Genomic DNA, 20,818 nt, shown 5'->3' on the forward strand with positions numbered 1-20,818 from the left:
AGTCTGCCCCATCCCGCCGACAATGCCATCCTGCGTGTCTCCAGCACAGGATCCCGTCGCCATGCCGCTCGCCGTCAGCCTGATCGCCCCCTCCTCCTTCACCGCCCCCGAGGCCGTGGCCGCCGGCATCCGCGGCCTGGAAGCCCTGGGCGTCGAGGTCCGCGGTGAGGCGCCGCTGCAGGCGCCGGAGCGGTATCTCGCCGCGAGCCGCGAGCACCGCCTGGCGCAGTTGCACGCCGCCTATGACGACCCCGAGACCCAGGCGGTCTGGGCGGTGCGCGGCGGCTACGGGGCCGCCCAACTGGTGGACGGCATCGACTGGCACCGCCTGGCGCGCCGCCCCAAGCCGCTGATCGGCTATTCCGACGTGACCGTGCTGCTCGACCAGTGCCACCGCCATGGCCTGCCGGCCCTGCACGGCCCGGTGGCCAAGGCCGCCGGCGGCCTGCTCGAGGACTCCGACGCCGAGCGCGCGATCATCCGCCGCCAGTTCGAGGAGACCCTGGCGCTGATCCAGGGTCCGGCACCGCTCGACTACCCGCTCACCGCCCAAGGCGACGCCCCGGCCAGGCTCGAAGGCCCGGTGGTGGGCGGCAACCTGACGACCCTGGCGAGCCTGGTCGGCACGCCGACGGCCTTCACCGCCCCCAAGGGCGCCCTGGTGATCCTCGAGGACGTGGGCGAGCCCTACTACCGCCTGGAACGCGCCCTCTGGCAGCTGGTGCACGGCGGCGCCCTGACCGACGCCGCCGCCGTCTGCCTGGGCACCTTCGAGGGCTGCACGCCCTACGGCGAGACGCCGCTGGAGGCGATCGTCGCCGAGACCCTGGCGCCGCTCGGCCTGCCGCTGTTCGCCGGCCTGCCCGTTGGTCACGGCCTGCACAACCGGCCCTGGCGCTACGGCGCCACCGGGCGCCTCGAGGGCGGGCGGCTCTTCATCGAAGGGTGAACGGGCGCTTCCCCACGAAGGCGCGATACTGCTCAGGCCACACTCATCGGGTAGGTGAACAGCGCCAGGTGGGCGAGGTTCAGCCCCCAGTGCACCAGCACCGCCCACACCAGCCGGCCGGTCCACAGGTAGACCAGGCCATACAACAGCCCCGCGCCGGCCGCGATCAACACGAAGGCCGCGCCGCCGGCGAGGTGGGCGAGGCCGAAGAGCGCGGCGGCCAGCGCCAGCCCCGCCGGCCAGCCGAGCCTGCCGGTGAGCCAGCGCTGGACCATGCCGCGGAACAGCAGCTCCTCCGCCAGGCAAGTATTGAGCAGGTTGGCCACGGCGAAGACGGCGAACCACGCCGTCGGCCCCGGGCGCCAGTCCAGCAGCCCCAGGCCCACCGCCAGGCCCATCAGGGCCAGCCCCCCACTCCCCACGAGCCCCGGCATGGCCCAGGCCGGCGGCCGGGCCCGGGGGACGTCGCTGCGGCCGAACAGCGGCCGCCAGCCGAGCAGCGACCAGGCCACCAGCCCCTTGTCGTGGTGGAAGACGAGATCGAAGGCCACGCTGCCGGGCTTGAGCACCGCCTCCTCGGCCAACGCCAGCCCCTGGTAGCCGGGCCAGAGGTGGGCCATCAGCCCGAGACTGGCGACCGCCCAGACCACCCCGCGGTGCCACCCTAGCCCGGACGCCACGGGCCTCGCCTGCATCCAGGCGGTCAGCGCCACATAGCCCAGCGCCATGACCACGAAGACCCAGCCGGCATGGCCCACCGCGGCGGCGGCCAGCAACACGACCACCGCCCCGCCGTGGCGCAGGCGCGGATCGGCACACAGGCCGCAGAGGATCAGGGCGAGGGAGTAGGCGATCGCGAAGGGCAGCATGGGGCATCCTGACCGGCCGAGGTGCGGGGCAGTTCATCATACCCGGGGGCCCCTTCGCACGCGTCAGGGCGTCTACACTGCCCTCAGCGAGTCTTCCCGGAGGGCCTCATGGCCTCTGAACCCCATGCCCTGACGCGCCGCCAGCTGCTCGGCGGCCTGCTGGCCCTGGCCGCCGGCGCGGCCCTGCCGCCCTGCTCCGCCGTCGCCGAACCCGGCGACATCCTGACCCGCAGGGTGCCCGCCACCGGCGAGGCCCTGCCGCTGGTGGGACTCGGCAGCTGGATCACCTTCAACGTCGGCGACGACCCGCTGCTGCTCGCGTCGTGCACGGCGGTGATGGCGGCCTTCTTCGCCGGCGGCGGGCGGATGATCGATTCCTCGCCGATGTACGGCAGCTCCCAGGCGACCATCGGCCACGGCCTCGCCGAACTCGATGCCGCCGAGCGGGTCTACGCGGCCGACAAGGTCTGGACCTCGCGTCCGGCGGAGGGACCGGCGCAGATCGAGGCGTCGCGGCGCGACTGGGGCCTGCCGCGCTTCGACCTGCTGCAGGTGCACAACCTGCTCGCCTGGGAAGAGAACCTGGCGACGCTGCAGGCCATGAGGGCCGCCGGGGAGGTGCGCCACGTCGGCATCACCACCTCCCACGGCCGGCGACACGCGGCGCTCGAGCGCATCCTGCGGGAGGCCGACCTCGACTTCGTTCAGCTCACCTACAACATCGTCGACCGCGAGGCCGAACGCCGCCTGCTGCCGCTGGCCCGGGAACGCGGCATCGGGGTGATCGCCAACCGCCCCTTCCAGCAGAAGCGCCTGATCCGCCGCCTGGAAGGCAAGCCCCTGCCCGACTGGGCGGCCGAGCTCGGCGCGGCCACCTGGGCGCAGTTCATCCTCAAGTTCATCGTCTCCCACCCGGCGGTGAGCTGTGCCATCCCCGCCACCACCCGGGTCGATCACGTGCGCGAGAACCTGGCCGCCGCCCGGGAGCCGCTGCCCGACGCCGCCCTGCGCCGGCGCATGGCCGACTACGTCCACCGGCTGTGACGAGCGCCCCGATGAGCGCCTGGTGGAGCTACCGTCCGGAGGACCTGCTGATGTTCTCGTCGCGGGTCTACGAGCGGCTCTTCGTGCTGCACAACCAGGCGCTCTGGCCGGCGCAACCGCTCGCCCTGGCGCTGGGCGCCGGGCTCTGCCTCGTGCTCCTTCGCCCGACCGCGGGGCGTCTGCGCCTGGTGGCCCTGCTGCTGGCGGCCGCCTGGGGCTTCGTCGCCTGGGCCTTCCTGTGGCAGCGCTACGCCCCCATCAACTGGGGCATCCGCTACGTGGTGCCGCTCTTCGCGCTCCAGGCCGGGCTGCTGCTCGTGCTGGGCGGCCGGCGAGGCGGGCTTGCCCTGCCGTCCGGCTCGGGGGCATCGAGGGGGCTGGGCCTGGGGCTCGCCGGCTATGCGGTCTTCCTGCATCCGCTCACCGCCGTGGCCCTCGGCCGCGGCCTGGCCGGTGCCGAGGTGTTCGCCCTCGCCCCCGACCCGCTGGCCATCGCCACCCTGGGCCTGGCGGCGATGGTCCGGCCGGCGCGCCACGGCTGGGCGCTGCTGGTCGTCCCCGCCCTGTGGTGCCTGTTCAGCGCCGCCACCCTCTCCCTGCTCGACGGCCCGGCCGCCTGGCCGCCGCTGCTCGCGGTGGCCATCGCCGTGGCGGCCCGCCTGATGGCGCCCGGCTGAGGGCCGAGGCGACGGCCGCCAAGGCTAGAGGACCCCGCGTCGCAGCCACCCATAGGTCCCCCCGATCACCCAGCCGAAGATGACGTGCGCGAGCAGGGCGGAGATGGGCGCGATCAGCCCGAAGCCCAGCCCGAACAGGCCGGACCCCGCCAGGGGAAAGACCGTGACCATCACCACCAGCCAGCTGGCCACGCCGAACTCCAGGCCCCGCCGCGTGGGGGTGCGCCCCGGCAGGTAGGGCACCACCAGGGCGAACAGCAGACCCCAGATTATGGTGCCCACCGCGAAGTGGATGCCCCAGCCCACCAGCAGGCTGTCCGGCGTGCCGAGCAGGTCGTGGGCGGCCAGGTTCATGATCTCGATGGGGTGGTACCAGGTCATGATCCCCGCCGACAGGCGCAGGATCATGATCAGCGAAATGGTCAGGGTGGCCACGAAGCCGGCCAGCATCCCTCTCAGCAAGCGTGCGCCCATGGGGCACCTCCCGACTGCCGCTGTGACTTCCAGTGTAGGAGGTCAGCCGTGCCGCGCCGGGAGACGCCGGTCGTCACGCCCTTCATCGCAGGGTCGGATAGCCCTCGACGAACACCCAGTCGGTCTGCTGCGCCGGGACATGGCAGCCCCGGCAGGTGGCCTCGAAGCCCTCGGAGACGTTCACCGTCGGATCGTCGGCCTCGAACAGCGCCCAGCCCCAGCCCTCGCCCCAGTGGGGGCCGTCGAAGCGGCCCTGGGCGTCCTTGACCATCACGAACCACACCGCCGGCGCTCCGGCCCACAGCGCCGAGCCGGTGGTCTTGTCGCCCGACTCGACGCCGCGGATCTCCTTGACGAGCACGGTGCCGTCGGCGAACTCGCCGTCGTCCCGGTAGGCCCGGGCGGCCTCGGGCTGGGTGTAGACGTCGTGGAAGCCGGCCCCCGGGGCGTCCGCCTGGTCGACCACCCAGGACCCCAGGTGGACCCAGGTCGTCCGCACGTCCCCGGGCAGGGAGATGTTGCCCTCCCCATCCACATGCTCCTGGAAGGTCGTCGTCGCCAGGTCGGCGCCGAGCGCGGGAACGGCGGCCAGCAGTGCCGCCAGGCCGAGCATCTTGGTGGTCGTCATGGCCCCCTCCTGTCGTTCGACTCGTCTCGATTGACAGTCTAGGCGGCCGAGCGGGACGATTGGACGCTATCAGTCTCGATGATGCGTCCAGGAGTCTCATCATGGACCGGCTCGCCGCCCTGCTCGGGCGATTCCATCTCGCGGCCAGCGTGCTCAACGCCGGTCCGCTGTGCCATGAATCCCGGCATTCCGCCGAGGCGGGGACCGGCTTCGTCCACATCCTGACCCGGGGTGAGGCGCACCTGGAACTGGCGGACGGCACGCGTCGACGCTTCGAGGAGCCGGTGCTGATCCTGCTGGCCGCGGGCGACGCCCATCGCTTCGGGCCGGGGGCGGAGGGGGCCGAGACCCTGTGCGGGTCCTTCCGGTTCGGGGCCGGCGATATCTGCCCCATCTACCGAGCCCTGCCCTCGCGGCTGGCCATTCCCCTGGACCGGCTGACCGGCATGGCCGGCCTGCTGGAACTGATGTTCGCGGAGATGCGGGAGGAACGCTGCGGGCGCCAGGCGGCCCTGGACCGCCTGTGCGAGCTGCTGGTGATCCAGCTGCTGCGTTACCTGATGGATGCCGGCGAGGCGGATTCCGGCATGCTGGCGGGCATGGCGCACCCCCGACTGGTCAAGGCGCTGATCGCCATGCACGACGCGCCGGCCGAGGCCTGGTCGCTGCCCAGGCTGGCCGGCGAGGCGGGCATGTCCCGGGCCCGCTTCGCCGGCGTCTTCCGCGACACGGTGGGCCAGACGCCGGCCGAGTACCTGACCCACTACCGGCTTAGCCTGGCCAAGACCCTGCTGCGGGACGGCGTGGCGCTGGAGGCCATCGCCGACCGGGTCGGCTACGGCAGTGCCTCGGCGCTGGCCAAGGCGTTCCGGCGCCACACCGGCCGATCGCCCCTGGAGTGGCGCCGGGTCGACGCCGGCACGGTCACCTCTCCCCGGCCGCGTTAGCCGGGCGGGGTATCCGCGACGCGGATGCGACGGGGGAGACGGCTCGCGCCTCCCCCTGCCCTGTCCCGGCGCGAGTCACGACGAGGTCTCGAGCTTGTCCTGGGTCCTGGTCTCGAAGTCGCCGGCGTCGTGGCGCTCGTGGAGCTGCATGGCCGGATCGCCGAAGGTGCGGTTGACCATGCGGCCGCGCTGCACCGCCGGGCGGGCGTCGATCTCCCTGGCCCAGCGCTGCACGTGCTGGTACTCCTGCACCTGGAGGAACTCCCCGGCGTCGTAGAGCCGGCCCAGGGCCAGCTGGCCGTACCAGGGCCAGGCGGCCATGTCGGCGATGGTGTAGGTGTCGCCGGCGAGATAGCGCGTCTCGGCCAGGCGGCGATCCAGCACGTCGAGCTGGCGCTTGGCCTCCATGGCGTAGCGATCGATGGCGTACTCGATCTTCTCCGGCGCGTAGGCGTAGAAGTGGCCGAAGCCGCCGCCCAGGAAGGGCGCGCTGCCCATCTGCCAGAACAGCCAGTTGAGGGTCTCGGTGCGTCCGGCCAGGCTGCCCGGCAGGAACTCGCCGAAGCGCTCGGCCAGGTAGAGCAGGATGGAACCGGACTCGAAGACACGGATCGGCTCGGCGGGGCCGTGATCGACCAGCGCCGGGATCTTGGAGTTGGGATTGATCTCCACGAAGCCGCTGCCGAACTGGTCGCCCTCGCCGATGCGGATCAGCCAGGCGTCGTACTCGGCGTCCTGGTAGCCCAGCTCCAGCAGCTCCTCGAACATCACCGTGGCCTTCACGCCGTTGGGCGTGCCCATGGAGTAGAGCTGGAAGGGATGCTTGCCCACCGGCAGCGCCTGCTCGTGGGTGGGCCCGGCGACCGGGCGGTTGATGCTGGCGAAGGTACCGCCGCTCGCCCTCTCCCAGGTCCAGACCTTCGGCGGGGTGTAGTCGTGTCCTTGGCTCATGATCGCTCCTCGATGGCGAATGTCGTGGTGGCACCCGTCATGTGACGACAGGTTAGCGTCCTATCAAGCTGCGACAGACGATAGCCGGTCAAGGTTTCCCCGGCGAGCGAAAGGATCCCCATCGGGGCGATAGCCGGGGCCTATCGTCTCGCCGGCAGCGCCTCGAGGCCGGCGACCCTCGCCGCTTCAGCGGGCCGCCCGCTGCCAGGCGCGGCGCGCCTCGCGGCCGAGGCCCCGGGGCAGGACGAGGCGCGTGGCGCCGAGGTAGCCGAGAAACGCACCAGCGGCCGACTCGAGCGCCTCGGCCAGGCCCTCGGGCAAGCGGGCCGGCGAGATGTCGGGCTCCCAGTGCCAGGCGAGGATCGTCAGGGTGCCCTGCTGGCACCTGGCGTCGAAGCGGGCCACGAAGCGCTCGCCCCACAGCACCGGGAGCACGTAGTAGCCCCAGCGGCGCCGGGCCTGGGGCTTGTAGACCTCCCAGACGTAGTCGAAGGCGAACAGCCGGGCGACGCCGCCGCGGTCCCACATCAGCGGATCCAGCGGCGCGAGAAAGCGCATCTCCCCCGCCGGGGCAGCCGCCGGATCGGGCGCCATTTCCAGCACCGCGAGGGCCTCGGGGGTCGTCCAGTAGGTCGTGCCCTCCATGTCGAGCTCGACCAGCTCACCCCGGGCGATGGCCCGGGCGGCGATGCGATCGCGCTCCGCGCGGGGGCACGGCAGCGACCAGACGGCGCCATCGGCCGCGGGGCGCAGCAGCCCGGCGGCCTGCACGCGCCGCACCACCAGCCGCTGCAGGGCCTCATCATCGGTGGCGTCATCCATACCTGCGCCCTGGGGCAGCACCCGCTCGGGCAGGTCGTAGGCATGGCGACCGCCGACGCGATGGTGGGTCATCAGGTGCCCGGCATCCCACAGCGCCTTGAGCAGGTGCCGCGAACGCTTGGGGCCGTACCAGCTGCCGCGCAGGGCGGGATCGGCCCGCTGGTCGCCGAGCTCGAGGCTGGTCGAGGGGCCCTGGCGCTCGACCTGCGCCACCAGGGCGCGGGCCTCCGGCGCCTCGACGTCCACGCCCCGCCGCTGCCAGCGCCGGGCGAACCAGCGGTGGAACGGCGCCTGGGCCCACCACTCCACGGGACGGATCAGGCTGGCCTGCTTGTCCCAGCCGTCGACCAGCCACCGCTGCCCGTAGGCCGCCTGCTGCCAGTCCCCCTGGCGATAACCGGGCACCCGGGCCTGCAGCACCAGGTCCGGGTTGGTGCCGACCGGCGCCAGGGGATCGAACTGGATGGTGCCCAGCCGGTGGATGACGCTCGCCAGCGGCGCCAGCCGGAAGTGATAGCGCACCAGCAGCCGGCCAGCGTCGGCGCGCGTCAGGGTGAGGCGTTGGGGGGCGGTCATCGGCACTCCTTGTCCCGAAACTTCGCCCATCCTAGGGGAAAGCGGGGGGGGTTGGCTCGGCTACGCTGGTCTGCTCGCTGGCGGTGCTTCCCTGTGGGAGCGATCTTCAGATCCGGTCCGACGCCTCCGCGAATGGCGCCGCCAGGCGCCCCTGGAGGCCCTGGAGATCCTGAACTCATCGACTTCGCGTAGCGGAGCTGCGCTCCCACGAAGGCCTGCTCGCTGGCACCCGCACCACCAATCACCAGCCCCTTGTCCTGACTTCCACCGAGAACGGTTCTCGTCATGTGCTCGCCCTGATTGACATCCCTGCCCCACCTGCATACGTTGTCCGTAGCGCCGATTTGAACCTCAGCTTGCGGGCGCTCTACAAGTTCCGCTAAAGCGATCGCCACGGGCCCGCCTTAGCACAACAAGCTGAGCGGGCTTTTTTGTTGCCCGACATCCGGGCCACCGCCGATTTAATCACCAACTTGCGGGCGGGATAGAAATGCAGCTAAAGCGGCGCACGACTCCTCTCCCCTGGGTCGGCGTCTGCCGTCCACCGCAGGGGATACGGAGACCGACATGAACCCTCACCTTCATTCTTCTCAAGGGGGGCAGCGCCCCGCCTCCATCAACCACCCTCTCGCCGGCTCCCGCCGTCAGGCGACTTGGCTCCTGGCGAGCCTGGCAGAAGATGACCTCGTCCGCCCGGAGCTTCGCAACGACGCCATCCTGGCATCGGCGCGGCGCACCACGAGCGAGCCCGCGGCCGGCACGCCGCGTGCCACCCTCCGCCAGGCAGCTGGTTCGCGGCCCCTCGATGATCGCTTCGAGGAGGAAGAAGCGTGAGCGCCGAGGCGCCGGCGGCACGCGGGGGAAGAAGATGGAGCCACCCGCCCCACCTCTCCGACCTCATCGGCCGGCCAGCAGCGCCTCTAGCCCGGCAAGCTGGTAGCGCCAGAAGGCCTCGAAGGCCGCGCGGATCTCGCCCGCGTCGTCGTGCAAGCGCAGGATCGCGACGATCATGTCGAGGGTGCTCGAGAACAGCTGCACCAGCACCGCCCGCGGCACCGGGCCCGCGCCCTCCCCGGCGGTCTGGGAGGCGACGTAGGCGTCGGCCAGGCGGGTGAGCTCCCGCACGATCAGCGGCCGCACATGGGCCAGGGAGGAGCCCTGGGCGCCGGCCAGCAGGATCACCACGGGCAGGCGCCGCTCGATCCAGAACGCCAGCAGGGCCTCTGCCCGAGCCGATCCCGGCGCCGTGGCCGAGCGCCAGTCGGCGAGGGTGCCGAGCTCGCGGACCCGGGCGCGCATCAGGCGCAGCAGCCTCGCGGCCACATCCCGGGGCACCACGGCGTCGAACAGCGCCGCCTTGTTCGGGAAGTAGCGATAGAGGTTGCCGGTGGACACGCCGGCCTCGGCGGCGATGTCGGTCAGCCGCGCCGCGGCGAAGCCGTCGCGGGCGAAGGCCTCGGCCGCCGCGGCCAGGATACGGGTGCGAACGGCGGTCTTGAGGGTCTGGGGCATGGGCCTACTCCACGCCTCCCGGCCGGCGCTCGTGCCAGGGCGCCGCCTGCTCGAGCTCCAGGGCCAGCCCCAGCAGCACCGCCTCCTGGCCCAGCGGGGCCGCGAAGTGCGAGCCGATCGGCAGGCCCGTCGGCGAGACGTGCAGCGGCACCGACATGGCCGGCCAGCCGGCGATGGAGGCGATGGCGGTGTAGCCCGCCAGGGACTCGGTGAAGGCCGCCGCCTCCTCGAAGGGCTGGGTGCCGCCGTGGCGACCGAGCGGGAAGGCGGGAAAGGCCACGGTGGGGCACAGCAGGACGTCGAACCCGGCCATGGCGCGATCCGCCGCGTCCGCGGCGGCCTGTAGCATGGCCGCCGCCCGTGAGCCCGCCTCGGGCGGCAGGTCCCGGGAGCGAGCGATCAGCTCGCGGGTATAGGGCTCCAGGCGCCCCTCGTCGAACGCCGGCCCCATCAGGGCGCGCAGCTGCTCGCAGGCGCCGCCCAGGGTCAGCGACGCCAAGGTGAAGAAGGCATCCCCCGCGGCCCGGGCATCAAACCGCGGCCCTTCGGTTTCCACCACTTGGTGGCCCAGCGACTCGCAGAGCCGCCGGGTCGCCTCCAGCGCCTCCGTCACCTCAGGCTCGGGCGAGGTGCCGTCGGCGGTGCGCCGGTAGAGGCCGATGCGCAGCCGGCGGCGCAGCGGCTCGGTTACCCGGCCGACCTTCCCGCCCGGCAGGCCCGCCTCGTCGCGCTCCACCACGGACAGCCAGGTGGCGCTGTCGCGCACGCTGCGCGACACGCAGTGCTCGCTGATCATCCGGATGAAGGGGGTGTCGGCGGGCTGGCCCGTGGAGAGGTGCCGCCCCCGGCTGGGCTTGAAGCCGAACAGCCCGCAGAAGGACGCCGGGCCGCGGATCGAGCCGCCCCCGTCGGAGGCGTGGGCGACGGGCACCATGCCGGAGGCCACGGCGGCCACCGCCCCGCCGGACGAACCGCCGGGCGAGCGTTCGAGATCCCAGGGATTGCGGGTGGCCCCGCACGCCAGCGTCTCGGTGGTGCCCAGCAGGCCGAACTCCGAGGTGGTGCTCTTGCCCAGCACGATCAGGCCGCTGGCATCCAGCGCCTCGGTATAGGCCGAGCCGGCCGGCGGCACCTGCCCCCGGAACAGGCGCGAGCCCATCCCCAGCGGCAGGCCGGGGTAGGCGACGAGATCCTTCAGCAGCGTGGGCACCCCGGCGAAGGGGCCCGTCGTCCCGCAAGTCCGCGCCTTCTCCCGGGCGAGCTCGGCGTCGCTCGCCGCCACCGCGTTGATCGCCGGATCCAGCCGCTCGATGCGGCGGATGGCCGCCTCCACCAGCTCCAGCGGCGAGACCTCGCCGCGCTGAACCAGCCGCGCCTGGGCCGTGGCATCCAGGCGAGCCAGGTCATCGTCCTGGCTACCGATGCGATCCGTTGCCATGGTGCCCTCCTTGCCTGTGCTACAAGTGAAAAGCGAATATGCTATTCACTTTAGTCGCCACACTCGGCGATGCAAGGCGGTGTCGGCATTGCCGCCCAAGTAACTCGGCTCGGCCCACATCAATCCTTGCCTCGACGGCGCCGGTAGATCGGCACCCGTTCATCGGCGGGCTCGAACCCTGTTACCCCTTCCGGCAACGTCTCCCCCTCGCCCAGCACGAGCAGTCCCCTCGGGAGCAGGGCCCGATGCAGACGACAGGCGATGTCGTGCTGCAGGTCCCGGTCGAAGTAGGTGAACGCCAGGTAGCGGCAGGCAATCAGATGAAAGCGCCGAGCGGGGAAGTCTCCCCGAATGTCACGCCGCTCCAGCTCGACAGCCTGGCGATACTCCCGCTTGAGGCAGTAGTCCGCATCGCGGCGCTCGAAAGCGACGCTTCTCAGCGATCGGGGCAGGTCCTTGAGGGCGCTGGCCGGGTAGCAGGCCTGGTCGGCGCGGGCGAGCTGGTGCGCCTCGACATCCGAGGCCAGGATCGTCAGGCCAAGCCCGGGAAAGCGAGGCTGGAGGCGCTCGCGCCAGAGAATCGAGAAGGTGTAGGGCTCCTCCCCGGCGCCGCATCCCAGGCTCCACAGCGTCAGGGCCGGGACGCCCTCCTCCTGGGCCCGCCGGGCCAGCTCAGGAAGGAAGCGACACTCGAGCAGCTCGAAGACTCGTCTGTCGCGCCAGAAGCGCGAGATGGTGATGGGCAGGAAGCCATCGAGCACCTGCCACTCTCGAGGGTGCGCGTCCAGGTACCGTCGATACTGGCCGACGTCCTCGATGCCGAGCGCGTCCATACGCTGCTGCACCTTCCGGCACACCTGGTGATGGACCTTGCGAAAGCCCCGCCAGCGCATGTGGAGGCGAGGCAGGGCCCACTGCAGCAGGTCGACGCAATCCCGATCCTTCATGCCAAGGCTACAGCGGGCCTTGATCTTGGGCCCGCTGCCTCAGGGAGTGGCTGTACGGTCAGGGTACGACATGGATGGAGACCTCACGAAACCCTAGCCAGCCACCTGCAAGCCAACGGCCTCACTCCCACTCGATGGTCGCCGGCGGCTTGCTGCTCACGTCGTAGGTGACGCGGGAGACGCCGCTGATCTCGTTGATGATGCGGTTGGAGACCTTCTCCAGGAGCTCGTAGGGCAGGTGCGCCCAGCGGGCGGTCATGAAGTCGATGGTCTCCACGGCGCGCAGGGCGATGACCCACTCGTAGCGGCGGCCGTCGCCGACCACGCCCACGGACTTCACCGGCAGGAAGACGGCGAAGGCCTGGCTGGTCTTGTGGTACCAGTCGGCGTTGTGCAGCTCCTCGATGAAGATGGCGTCGGCCTCGCGCAGGATGTCGGCGTATTCCTTCTTCACCTCGCCGAGGATGCGCACGCCCAGGCCCGGCCCCGGGAAGGGGTGGCGGTAGACCATGTCGTAGGGCAGGCCGAGCTCGACGCCGAGCTTGCGCACCTCGTCCTTGAACAGCTCGCGCAGCGGCTCGACCAGCTTGAGCTTCATGGTCTCGGGCAGGCCGCCCACGTTGTGGTGGGACTTGATGACGTGCGCCTTGCCGGTCTTGGCGGCGGCGGACTCGATCACGTCCGGGTAGATGGTGCCCTGGGCCAGGTAGTCCACGCCCTCGATCTTGGCGGCCTCGGCGTCGAAGACGTCGATGAAGGTGTTGCCGATGATCTTGCGCTTCTCCTCGGGGTCGGCGACGCCCTCGAGGCGGGAGAGGAACTGGTCCTCGGCGTCCACGCGGATCACCCGCACGCCCATGTGGCTGGCGAAGGTCTCCATCACCTGGTCGCCCTCGTCCTTGCGCAGCAGGCCGTTGTCGACGAACACGCAGGTCAGTTGGTCGCCGATGGCCTTGTGCAGCAGGGCCGCCACCACGGAGGAGTCCACGCCGCCGGAGAGGCCGAGCAGCACGTGGCGGTCGCCCACCTGGTCGCGCACGCGGGCGATCTGGTCCTCGATGATCCGGGCCGGGGTCCAGTTGCGCTCGCTGCCGCAGACGTCGAGCACGAAGTGCTCGAGGATGCGCTGGCCCTGGAGGGTGTGGGTCACCTCGGGGTGGAACTGCACCCCGTAGAAGCGCTTCTCCTCCCAGGCCATGGCGGCGATGGGGCAGCTCGGGGTGGAAGCGGTCACGGTGAAGGCGTCGGGCACCCGGGCCACCTTGTCGCCGTGGCTCATCCAGACGTCGAGCAGGCTCTTGCCGGTCTCGTGATCGATGTGGTCGGCGATGTCCTTGAACAGCGCGGTCTCCGCGTCGATGCGCACCTGGGCGTAGCCGAACTCGCGCTTGTGGGAGCCCTCCACGGCGCCGCCGAGCTGCTCGGCCATGGTCTGCATGCCGTAGCAGATGCCGAACACCGGCAGGCCCATCTCGAACACGCACTGAGGCGCGCGGGGCGAGTCCAGCTCGGTGACGGATTCCGGGCCGCCGGCGAGGATGATGCCGTTGGGGGCGTAGGCGCGGATCTCGTCCTCGGTGATGTCGAAGGCGCGGATCTCGGAGTAGACGCCGATCTCGCGGACCCGGCGGGCGATCAGCTGGGTGTACTGGGAGCCGAAGTCGAGGATCAGGATCTTGTGGGCGTGAATGTCGGTCATCTGGCCTTTCCTTTAGAAAGCAACGGGGCCGAAACGCAAAAGCTGGAAGTAGCCAATGGCCCACTTCCAGCTCTGGCTTCCGGCTTCAAGCAGAGGGCAAGGAAGCGCTGATTCATGTCGCGAGCGACGATAGGCGGGGGCGCCTAGCCTGGCCGCCGCCGGAACGGAGAATCCGGAGTTTACTTGGCGGTAAATGAGGATTTCGAGTACCGCCGGCGGCCAGGATATCGAGCGCAGCAATGAATTCAGTGTTTCCTCATCAGCCGGCGCGGTAGTTCGGCGCCTCCTTGGTGATCTGCACGTCGTGGACGTGGGACTCGTTGAAGCCGGCGCCGGTGATCTTCACGAACTCCGGCTTGGTGCGCATCTCCTCGATGTCGGTGCAGCCGGTGTAGCCCATGGAGGCGCGCAGGCCGCCCATCAGCTGGTGGACGATGGCGCCCATCACGCCCTTGTAGGGCACGCGGCCCTCGATGCCTTCCGGCACCAGCTTCTCGACGCCGGCGTTCTTGTCCTGGAAGTAGCGGTCGCTGGAGCCCTGGTTCTGGGCCATGGCGCCCATGGAGCCCATGCCGCGGTAGGCCTTGTAGGTGCGGCCCTGGTAGAGCTCGACCTCGCCCGGGGCCTCCTCGGTGCCGGCCAGCAGGCCGCCGACCATGACGGCGCTGGCGCCGGCGGCCACGGCCTTGGCCAGGTCGCCGGAGAAGCGGATGCCGCCGTCGGCGATCAGCGGGATGTCGTAGGGCTTGAGCGCCGCGGCGACGTTGGAAACGGCGGTGATCTGCGGCACGCCCACGCCGGCCACCACGCGGGTGGTGCAGATGGAGCCCGGGCCGATGCCCACCTTGACGCCGTCGGCGCCGGCTTCCGCGAGCGCCTTGGCCGCTTCCGCGGTGGCGATGTTGCCGCCGATCACCTGGATCTGCGGGAAGTGCTCCTTCACCCAGGCCACGCGGTCGATCACGCCCTTGGAGTGGCCGTGGGCGGTGTCGACGATGATGGCGTCCACGCCGGCCTCGGCGAGGGCGGCGATGCGGTCCGGGGTCTCCGGGCCGGTGCCCACGGCGGCGCCGGCCAGCAGGCGGCCGTCGTCGTCCTTGGCGGCGTGGGGGAAGGTGCGCGCCTTCTCGATGTCCTGGAAGGTCACCAGGCCGCGCAGCTTGAAGTCGTCATCCACCACCAGCATCTTCTCGACGCGGTGCTCCTGCATCTTGGCCTTGATGACGTCCAGGCCGGTGCCCACCGGCACGGTGACCAGCTTCTCGCGGGGCGTCATGATGTCGGCCACGCTGTCGCCGTGGTTGGGCTGGAAGCGCATGTCGCGCTCGGTGACCAGGCCCACCAGGGCCTCCCCTTCCACCACCGGGAAGCCCGAGAAGCCGTACTCCTTGGCCATCGCCAGCAGGTCGGCGAGCTTGGCCTTGGGCCCGACGGTGATCGGGTCCTTGACGATCACGCTCTCGTGCTTCTTGACCTTGCGCACCTCCGCAGCCTGCTGCGCGATGGTCATGTTCTTGTGGATGATGCCGATGCCCCCTTCCTGCGCCATGGCGATGGCCAGGCGCGCCTCGGTGACGGTGTCCATGGCGGCGGAGACGAGGGGGATGTTGAGGTAGAGGTCGCGGGTCAGGCGTGTCCGGAGGCTGACGTCCTTGGGCAGGACCTCGGAATAGCCGGGTACGAGTAATACGTCATCGAACGTAAGAGCTTCTTGGGCCATACGTAGCATAATCGGCAACACCCAGTGCGCTGGTGGGAGGGGGGACTGAAGTTAATCCACCATTATAACGGCCGGGGCCGCCGGCGGGCAACGCGGGGTGTGGCGCGAACAGAGAGATCGCAGCTAGGCTCTTCGATCGGAGCTGATCCGTCGACAGGCCTGCGAGGGGGCGCTGTGAACCCTTCCCTGGGGCTACCGACGCCCTGCGGCGCTCTCGCCTCCTGCTCCGCTTGCAGGACCGGTGCTGGCCATCCCTGGCCAGCCCGTTCGGAGCCGTGCTCCTCACCCCTGGCGTAGGATCCCCTCTACGGCCTGTCCCCGGCGCCCCTCGCCAGCCCAACTGCAATTGACCTGGTGGCGCGAAAGGACCGGAGTCGTCAGCGGACGGCCGTCTCCGCCGCCGGCCGGGCGGACGTCGCGTCGCTCTGCTCACGCAGGAAGTCCACCAGCCGCGGGAAGATGTCCTCGTGGACCCGGTTGCCCATGAAGACGTCCTGGTGGCCGTAGCCCTCGAAGATCGCTAGTTGATGGCGGCCCGGCACCACCTCCTCCAGGGCCTGGTGGCAGTGGAGGTTGCTGTCGGTGAAGACCCGGTTGGTGTCGCCGGTCATGAACAGGCAGGGCGTCTCCACGGCCTCGGCGCCGGCGAGGTAGTCGTCGGGCAGCTCGCTGTAGCGCGGGTCGTCGGGCTTCATGCGTACCGTGCGGTGCCCGCGCCCCAGCATCTTCAGCACGTGCTTGTGGTAGTTGAGCCCCACCGGGCCGTAGAGGTCGCCGCCGCGGCGGTGGGTGATCTCGGCGAGGTTCTCGTGGCGGTAGAGCGCCGGCCAGCCGGTGCCCCACATCAGCGAGAGCATGTGGCAGGCCGGCACGTCGCACTCGCGGTGGAACAGCGAGACGAGCTTCGAGAGCCCCTTGCCGATGGTCAGCCGCGGGTCCTCGCTCCAGCGCGGGCTGACGTAGGGCTGCTGGAGGATGCGCTCGATGATGAAGGGGAAGATATGGCCCTTGATGCGCGACCAGGTGGGCACGTGCGGCGTCAGCGCCACGCTGTTGGCGATGCAGGAGCGAATGCCGGTGACGGTGCCGGCGAACAGCGCCATGGTGAAGCTCATGGCCCCCAGGCAATGGCAGATGACGTGGATGTTGACGTCGGCGCCGGCCACCTCGCGGACCTTGGCGATGGCCGCCGGATGATCGTAGAGGGCGCAGTCGTCCATGGACCAGTCGCTGGGCTGGAGGTTGTAGGCATGGCGGTTGCTCATGCGGAAGTCCAGGGTCCAGACGTCGGTGAAGCCCGCGTCCAGCAGGTAACCGACCAGGTTCTGGTGCTCGGGCTGGATGAACATGTCCGAGGAGGTGGTCAGGCCGTGGATGATCACCACCACGTCGCGACAGGGCGCCCGCCGGAAGCGCAGCAGCGACAGCCCCAGGCCGTCGTCGGTGGTGAAGTGGTGGGTGCTGGTCTCGGCGTCGCGGACGCCTTCCAGGGTGTAGAGCGGAATCTCCCGGCTCATGGTGCCCTCCTTGATCGGTATGCCTCGCCTCTCGCCCCTCTCTCCTCGCCCCTCACTCCTCATTCCTCGCCTCAGGCGAGAATCTCGGCCATGGCCCGCTCGGCCATGGCGGCGATGGTGCGCGAGGGGTTGAGCCCCAGGGCCCGGGGCACGATGGCGCCGTCCAGCACGTAGAGCCCCGGGTAGCCGAAGACCTCGCCCTTGTGGTCGACGACGCCGTCCTCGCGGCCGCTGCCCATGTTGCAGCCGCCCAGCGGATGCGGGGTCAGCAGGTAGTCGAACAGGGTCCAGGACGGCGGCTCCAGCGCCACCCCACCGGTCGCCTCGGAGAGGCGCTTGTGGCGGTCGATCAGCGCCTGGACGGTGGGCCGGGAGCGGCCCACGTCGTAGTCCAGGGCGAGCTCCAGGTCGCGGTCGAACCAGGCGCGGTCCAGGCGCATCACCCCGTCGCTGGCGTCCACGCCCTGGCCGAACCAGGGCATCAGGTGGGCCTGGGGGTCGCGGCCCTGCAACAGGCCGTCGAGCAGCAGCCGCCAGCCGTCGAAGAGCCGCTCGCCGGCGGTCTGGCGCTCGAGCACGGCGCGCAGGGCGTTGCCGATGACGTCCGGGAAGCCGCCGTCCTCGACGAAGTAGCGCTGGCCGCCGTCGCTGCCGTCCAGGTAGTCGATGGCGCAGGTGATGGTCGGCCCCCGGGTCGGCGAGACCTCGCGGTCCGCATAGAACGCCGGGGTCAGGAAGTCGCCGTTGGCGCACCAGCCGTGGCCGAGCCGGGGCGACAGCGCCGGCAGGGTGCGGTACTGGTCGCGGCAGCGCAGCAGCAGTTCGGTGGAGCCCAGCGAGCCCGCCGCCACCACCACCCGGCGGGCGGTCTCGCTGGCCTCGCCGCCGCCGTCCAGGCGCCGGTAGCGTACCCGGTAGCCCTCCCCTTCCGGCTCGATGGCCCGCACCAGGCACAACGGGCGGATCTCGGCGCCGCGGTCCTCGGCCCGGGCCAGGTAGTTGAGGTCCAGGGTGTTGCGGGCGCCCACCGGGCAGCCCAGGTCGCAGTCGCCGCAGTGCACGCAGGTACCCTGGGCGCGACCGAAGGCGTTGGTGACGGCCCGACTATGGTGCGGGTCGTGGGGGTCGTCGAGGCCGTAGTGCCAGGCCTCGTCGAAGCGCAGCGCCAGCGGCAGCCGGCGGAAGCGCTCGGCGTCACCGGTGGCCAGGGCGGCCTGGTGCATCAGCCGCTGACGGGCGGTGAGCTGGCCGTCGGGCAGGGTCTGGACCTCCAGCATCCGCCCGGTGGTGGCGTAGTGAGGGGTGAGGGCGTCGAAGTCGATCTGCTCCGGCCAGCCGTGATCGAAGACGAAGCGCTCGGCCTCGACGAAGACGTTGGCGTAGACCAGCGAGCCGCCGCCGACCCCGGCGCCCTGAGCCACTCCGACGCGGGGGAAGAGCCGCAGGTCCAGCCAGCCGTGGCGACGCTCCGGGTCCTCGACGTCGAAGACCCAGTCGTCGCCGGGCCCCCGGGGCAGGTCCTCGGTGGCCCAGCGCCGGCCGCGCTCCAGCACCAGCACCCGCTCGCCGGCCTCGGCCAGGCGGCAGGCCGCCACCGAGCCGCCGAAGCCCGAGCCGATGACGATGGCATCGAAGCCGAGACTCATGGGCGACCTCCCCGCGCCAGGGGCGCGTAGAGGTCCCAGAGCTCGCCGAAGAAGAAGCCGCCGAAGGTGGCCAGGGTGCGGGCGTCGCCGTCGCCGGTCACCCGCAGCGTCGACAGCAGCGCCGTCAGCTGGGGCACGCCGAGCTCGAGGATGCCGGCGCCGACCACCTCGCCGGCGGCGTCCTCGCCCCGGTGCAGCCGGGTGTAGAGGGTGGTGGTGTCGCGCCAGAGGTCGGGCCCGGGATCGTCGTGGAGGCGCTTCTCCCCGGCCAGGTAGTAGGGGGTGTCGTCGGCGGTGAAGGCGAGCTCGTAGACCATGCGCCGCCCACCGCCCTCGCCCCGGGCCGTCGAGAACAGCCGGAAGACGCCGGTGGGGGCGGCCAGGCCCACGCCCAGCGGCGGGAAGTCGACCACGCCGGAGAGCCGCCCCGGATGCTCGGGGTCGGCCACGAAGGCGGCCAGGTCGTCGATGGCCACGGCGGCGTGCATGGCCAGCCGGGTGCCCGCCCGGCGACCCGCCGCCGCCCCCTCGGCCGGCTCCGTCTCGCCCAGGGCGAAGCCGCCCTGCATGGTCTCCTCGAAGGCGATGCCCGCGGTCATGGTGTCGTCCTCCCTAGTCCCAGGGCGCCAGCCGCAGGTCGTTGAACGCCACGCGGCGCCCGTCGGGCCCCGCGACGCGGACCGGCTGCCCGGCCTTGTCGAGCACCCGCACGCGCAGGCGGTGGCGGGCCTTGTCGAGCTCGAGACGGCAGAAGTTGTCCTCCTGGCTGAAGCCCCAGGCCCGGTAATGCACCACCACGTCGCGCCCGGGCAGCGGGAAGCCGTCGAACTGGCCTGCCTCGGCGGAGTCGTGGACGAAGCCGTTGGGATCGCCGTCGGCGAACGGGAAGGGCCAGTAGAGCGCCGAGGAGGTGACGTCGTAGGCGACCAGATCCAGGTCGCCCTGCTCGGCCTGGAAGCGCAGCCGGGCGATGTTGGCGCAGTGCACGTCGCCGCTCAGGAAGATCACGTTCTGGATGCCCTGGTCGTGGATGTGCTCGAGGATCGCCCGGCGGGTGTTGGGGTAGGCCGGCCAGCTGTCGCTGCGCTCGCGGACCTCGCGATTGACCGCGAAGAGCCAGTCCTCCGCGTCCTCCCCGGCGTCCTCCTCCAGGTCGGGGTCGAGCCGCTCGTCGATGGGGCTCGGGGCGAAGACGCTGGAGGTGACCAGGAACTTGGGCACGTTGCCGCGCTCGCGCTGCTGATCGCTCAGCCAGGCGCACAGGCGGTCGAGCTGGCTGGCGTGCTCGGGGTCGGCGTCGAGCCGGGGGCGGCCCAGCAGGTGGTTGTCGCGCAGCCCGGCTCGCTGGCGATAGCGCTGGGTGCGGGTGTCGACCACGAAGAACGGGTAGCCGCCGCACTCGAAGCGATAGTAGAGCCGGCGGCCGAAGCTGCGCGGGCCATGGCTCCACTGGTAGCTCATGTAGGCGCCGATGGCGATGTTGAAGAGATGGTGGTCGTCGCGCAGCCGGTCCTGGCTCCAGTTGTCCTCGATCTCGTGGTCGTCGAGGATCATGTAGACCGGCGACTGGCGCAGCAGTCGGCGCATGTTGGGGGCGCCGAAGGCCTCGTGGTAGCGCGACTGCATCTCCTCGAAGGTGTCGGCCCGGCCGAGGGGCAGGTGGCGGTTGAATTTATCGGCGTAGATCTGGTCGCCCATCATCAGGGTGAAGCGCGCCCGCCGGCGCCCGCCCTGGGGCAGGAAGTGCGTGGCCATGGGGGCGAAGATGCGGTCCGCCTCCTTGACCTTCCACAGCAGGCCCGGGTAACGGCAGGAGCCGATCAGGAAGCTCAGCTCGTCCGCGGCACCGGCGGCCGGGTCAGGGAAGGTGCGCAGGCGCGCCTCGCAGTCCGCCGCGTCGAGTGCCTCGAGCAGCGCGGCCATGTTGGCCAGCGGCGGCAGGCGTTCGGCCAGGTCCTCATCCTCGAGCGACTCGGCATCCGGCAGGGGGTCGTCGACGGTCAGGGTGGCCACGCGCACCCGGTAGTCGGTGTCGGCCTGCAACGGGAAGGGCCCGGGGCCGTCCCGCCCGCCGAGGCTCGCCTGCTGGCCGAGCACGAAGGTGCCGGTCCGATCGAACTCGCGGTGCAGGCGGAAGTAGTAGGCCCAGGGCAGGCCCGTGGCGTCGTCGATGGCCACCTTCCCGCTCTTCCTGTCGAGCACGCCCAGCAGGCCCACGGTGCGCATCTCCACGCCGAGGTGGACGCCCTCGTCGCGGGGCGCGCGGCCGCGGATCCAGAGCCGGCAGCGATCGTGGGCGGTGTGCCCGATGATGGGTCCGAGCTGAGGCGCACGTAGTCCCGACATGACGGCCCTCCTTCGCTGGCATGATGCCTCGGGTGATTCCCTTGACTGACGGCGAT

At 71.1% G+C, this 20,818-nt stretch carries 18 protein-coding genes; 4 read left to right on the plus strand and 14 right to left on the minus strand.

Going from position 1 to position 20,818, the window contains the following annotated elements; all coding sequences use genetic code 11:
- The first annotated feature begins 61 nt into the window (after positions 1 to 61).
- Positions 62 to 949, plus strand: a complete 888-nt coding sequence (locus BEI_RS15235; RefSeq protein WP_097790319.1) for a S66 peptidase family protein — start codon at positions 62 to 64, stop codon at positions 947 to 949.
- Between the two features lie 32 nt (positions 950 to 981).
- On the opposite strand, the gene BEI_RS15240 is transcribed toward BEI_RS15235, so the two are convergent.
- Positions 982 to 1,818 (minus strand): CPBP family intramembrane glutamic endopeptidase, encoded by an 837-nt coding sequence (locus BEI_RS15240; protein WP_097790320.1) that lies wholly within the window; start codon positions 1,816 to 1,818, stop codon positions 982 to 984.
- Between the two features lie 108 nt (positions 1,819 to 1,926).
- Here BEI_RS15240 and BEI_RS15245 point away from each other — a divergent pair, with 108 nt between their 5' ends.
- Both BEI_RS15245 and BEI_RS15250 read left to right on the plus strand, forming a co-directional pair.
- Positions 1,927 to 2,862: an aldo/keto reductase gene (locus BEI_RS15245; protein WP_097790321.1), complete on the plus strand. Its 936-nt coding sequence runs from the start codon at positions 1,927 to 1,929 to the stop codon at positions 2,860 to 2,862.
- Positions 2,863 to 2,873: 11 nt separating this feature from the next.
- Entirely contained in the window at positions 2,874 to 3,539 is a 666-nt protein-coding gene (locus BEI_RS15250) for a DUF6064 family protein (RefSeq protein ID WP_097790322.1), read from the plus strand.
- A gap of 24 nt (positions 3,540 to 3,563) precedes the next feature.
- On the opposite strand, the gene BEI_RS15255 is transcribed toward BEI_RS15250, so the two are convergent.
- Both BEI_RS15255 and BEI_RS15260 read right to left on the minus strand, forming a co-directional pair.
- Positions 3,564 to 4,013 carry a DUF6789 family protein gene (locus tag BEI_RS15255; RefSeq protein ID WP_153045804.1) on the minus strand — a complete coding sequence of 150 codons (450 nt, stop codon included), beginning with the start codon at positions 4,011 to 4,013 and terminating at the stop codon, positions 3,564 to 3,566.
- 82 nt (positions 4,014 to 4,095) lie between these two features.
- On the minus strand, positions 4,096 to 4,641 hold the full coding sequence (locus BEI_RS15260; protein ID WP_097790324.1) for a cytochrome P460 family protein: 546 nt from the start codon (positions 4,639 to 4,641) through the stop codon (positions 4,096 to 4,098).
- Positions 4,642 to 4,742: 101 nt separating this feature from the next.
- Between BEI_RS15260 and BEI_RS15265 the strand changes: the two genes are divergently transcribed.
- Complete coding sequence (locus BEI_RS15265; protein WP_097790325.1) at positions 4,743 to 5,588, plus strand: AraC family transcriptional regulator; 846 nt, start codon at positions 4,743 to 4,745, stop codon at positions 5,586 to 5,588.
- 75 nt (positions 5,589 to 5,663) lie between these two features.
- On the opposite strand, the gene yghU is transcribed toward BEI_RS15265, so the two are convergent.
- The 11 genes from yghU to BEI_RS15325 all read right to left on the minus strand — a co-directional run bounded on the left by yghU (position 5,664) and on the right by BEI_RS15325 (position 20,762).
- Positions 5,664 to 6,539, minus strand: a complete 876-nt coding sequence (gene yghU, locus BEI_RS15270; RefSeq protein WP_097790326.1) for a glutathione-dependent disulfide-bond oxidoreductase — start codon at positions 6,537 to 6,539, stop codon at positions 5,664 to 5,666.
- A gap of 186 nt (positions 6,540 to 6,725) precedes the next feature.
- Complete coding sequence (locus tag BEI_RS15275; protein ID WP_193765123.1) at positions 6,726 to 7,937, minus strand: DNA glycosylase AlkZ-like family protein; 1,212 nt, start codon at positions 7,935 to 7,937, stop codon at positions 6,726 to 6,728.
- 897 nt (positions 7,938 to 8,834) lie between these two features.
- Positions 8,835 to 9,449 (minus strand): TetR/AcrR family transcriptional regulator, encoded by a 615-nt coding sequence (locus BEI_RS15285; protein WP_097790329.1) that lies wholly within the window; start codon positions 9,447 to 9,449, stop codon positions 8,835 to 8,837.
- A 4-nt stretch (positions 9,450 to 9,453) separates the two neighbouring features.
- Complete coding sequence (locus tag BEI_RS15290; RefSeq protein ID WP_097790330.1) at positions 9,454 to 10,887, minus strand: amidase; 1,434 nt, start codon at positions 10,885 to 10,887, stop codon at positions 9,454 to 9,456.
- 119 nt (positions 10,888 to 11,006) lie between these two features.
- Entirely contained in the window at positions 11,007 to 11,834 is an 828-nt protein-coding gene (locus tag BEI_RS15295) for a CheR family methyltransferase (protein WP_097790331.1), read from the minus strand.
- 121 nt (positions 11,835 to 11,955) lie between these two features.
- Positions 11,956 to 13,533, minus strand: a complete 1,578-nt coding sequence (gene guaA / locus BEI_RS15300) for a glutamine-hydrolyzing GMP synthase (RefSeq protein ID WP_097790332.1) — start codon at positions 13,531 to 13,533, stop codon at positions 11,956 to 11,958.
- A 259-nt stretch (positions 13,534 to 13,792) separates the two neighbouring features.
- Positions 13,793 to 15,262 carry an IMP dehydrogenase gene (guaB, locus tag BEI_RS15305; protein ID WP_097790333.1) on the minus strand — a complete coding sequence of 490 codons (1,470 nt, stop codon included), beginning with the start codon at positions 15,260 to 15,262 and terminating at the stop codon, positions 13,793 to 13,795.
- Between the two features lie 368 nt (positions 15,263 to 15,630).
- On the minus strand, positions 15,631 to 16,770 hold the full coding sequence (locus BEI_RS15310) for an alpha/beta hydrolase (RefSeq protein WP_097790334.1): 1,140 nt from the start codon (positions 16,768 to 16,770) through the stop codon (positions 15,631 to 15,633).
- Positions 16,771 to 16,841: 71 nt separating this feature from the next.
- Positions 16,842 to 18,416, minus strand: coding sequence for a GMC oxidoreductase (locus BEI_RS19405; protein ID WP_097790335.1), 1,575 nt, complete (start codon positions 18,414 to 18,416; stop codon positions 16,842 to 16,844).
- A complete protein-coding gene (locus BEI_RS15320) occupies positions 18,413 to 19,015 on the minus strand; it encodes a hypothetical protein (protein WP_097790336.1) in 603 nt (200 codons plus the stop codon). The genes BEI_RS19405 and BEI_RS15320 overlap by 4 nt, the downstream gene beginning before the upstream one ends.
- 13 nt (positions 19,016 to 19,028) lie before the next feature.
- Positions 19,029 to 20,762: an alkaline phosphatase D family protein gene (locus BEI_RS15325; protein WP_097790337.1), complete on the minus strand. Its 1,734-nt coding sequence runs from the start codon at positions 20,760 to 20,762 to the stop codon at positions 19,029 to 19,031.
- Positions 20,763 to 20,818 lie beyond the last annotated feature (56 nt).

The organism is Halomonas beimenensis (assembly GCF_002549795.1).
In the GTDB taxonomy this organism is placed as follows: Bacteria; Pseudomonadota; Gammaproteobacteria; order Pseudomonadales; family Halomonadaceae; genus Halomonas; species Halomonas beimenensis.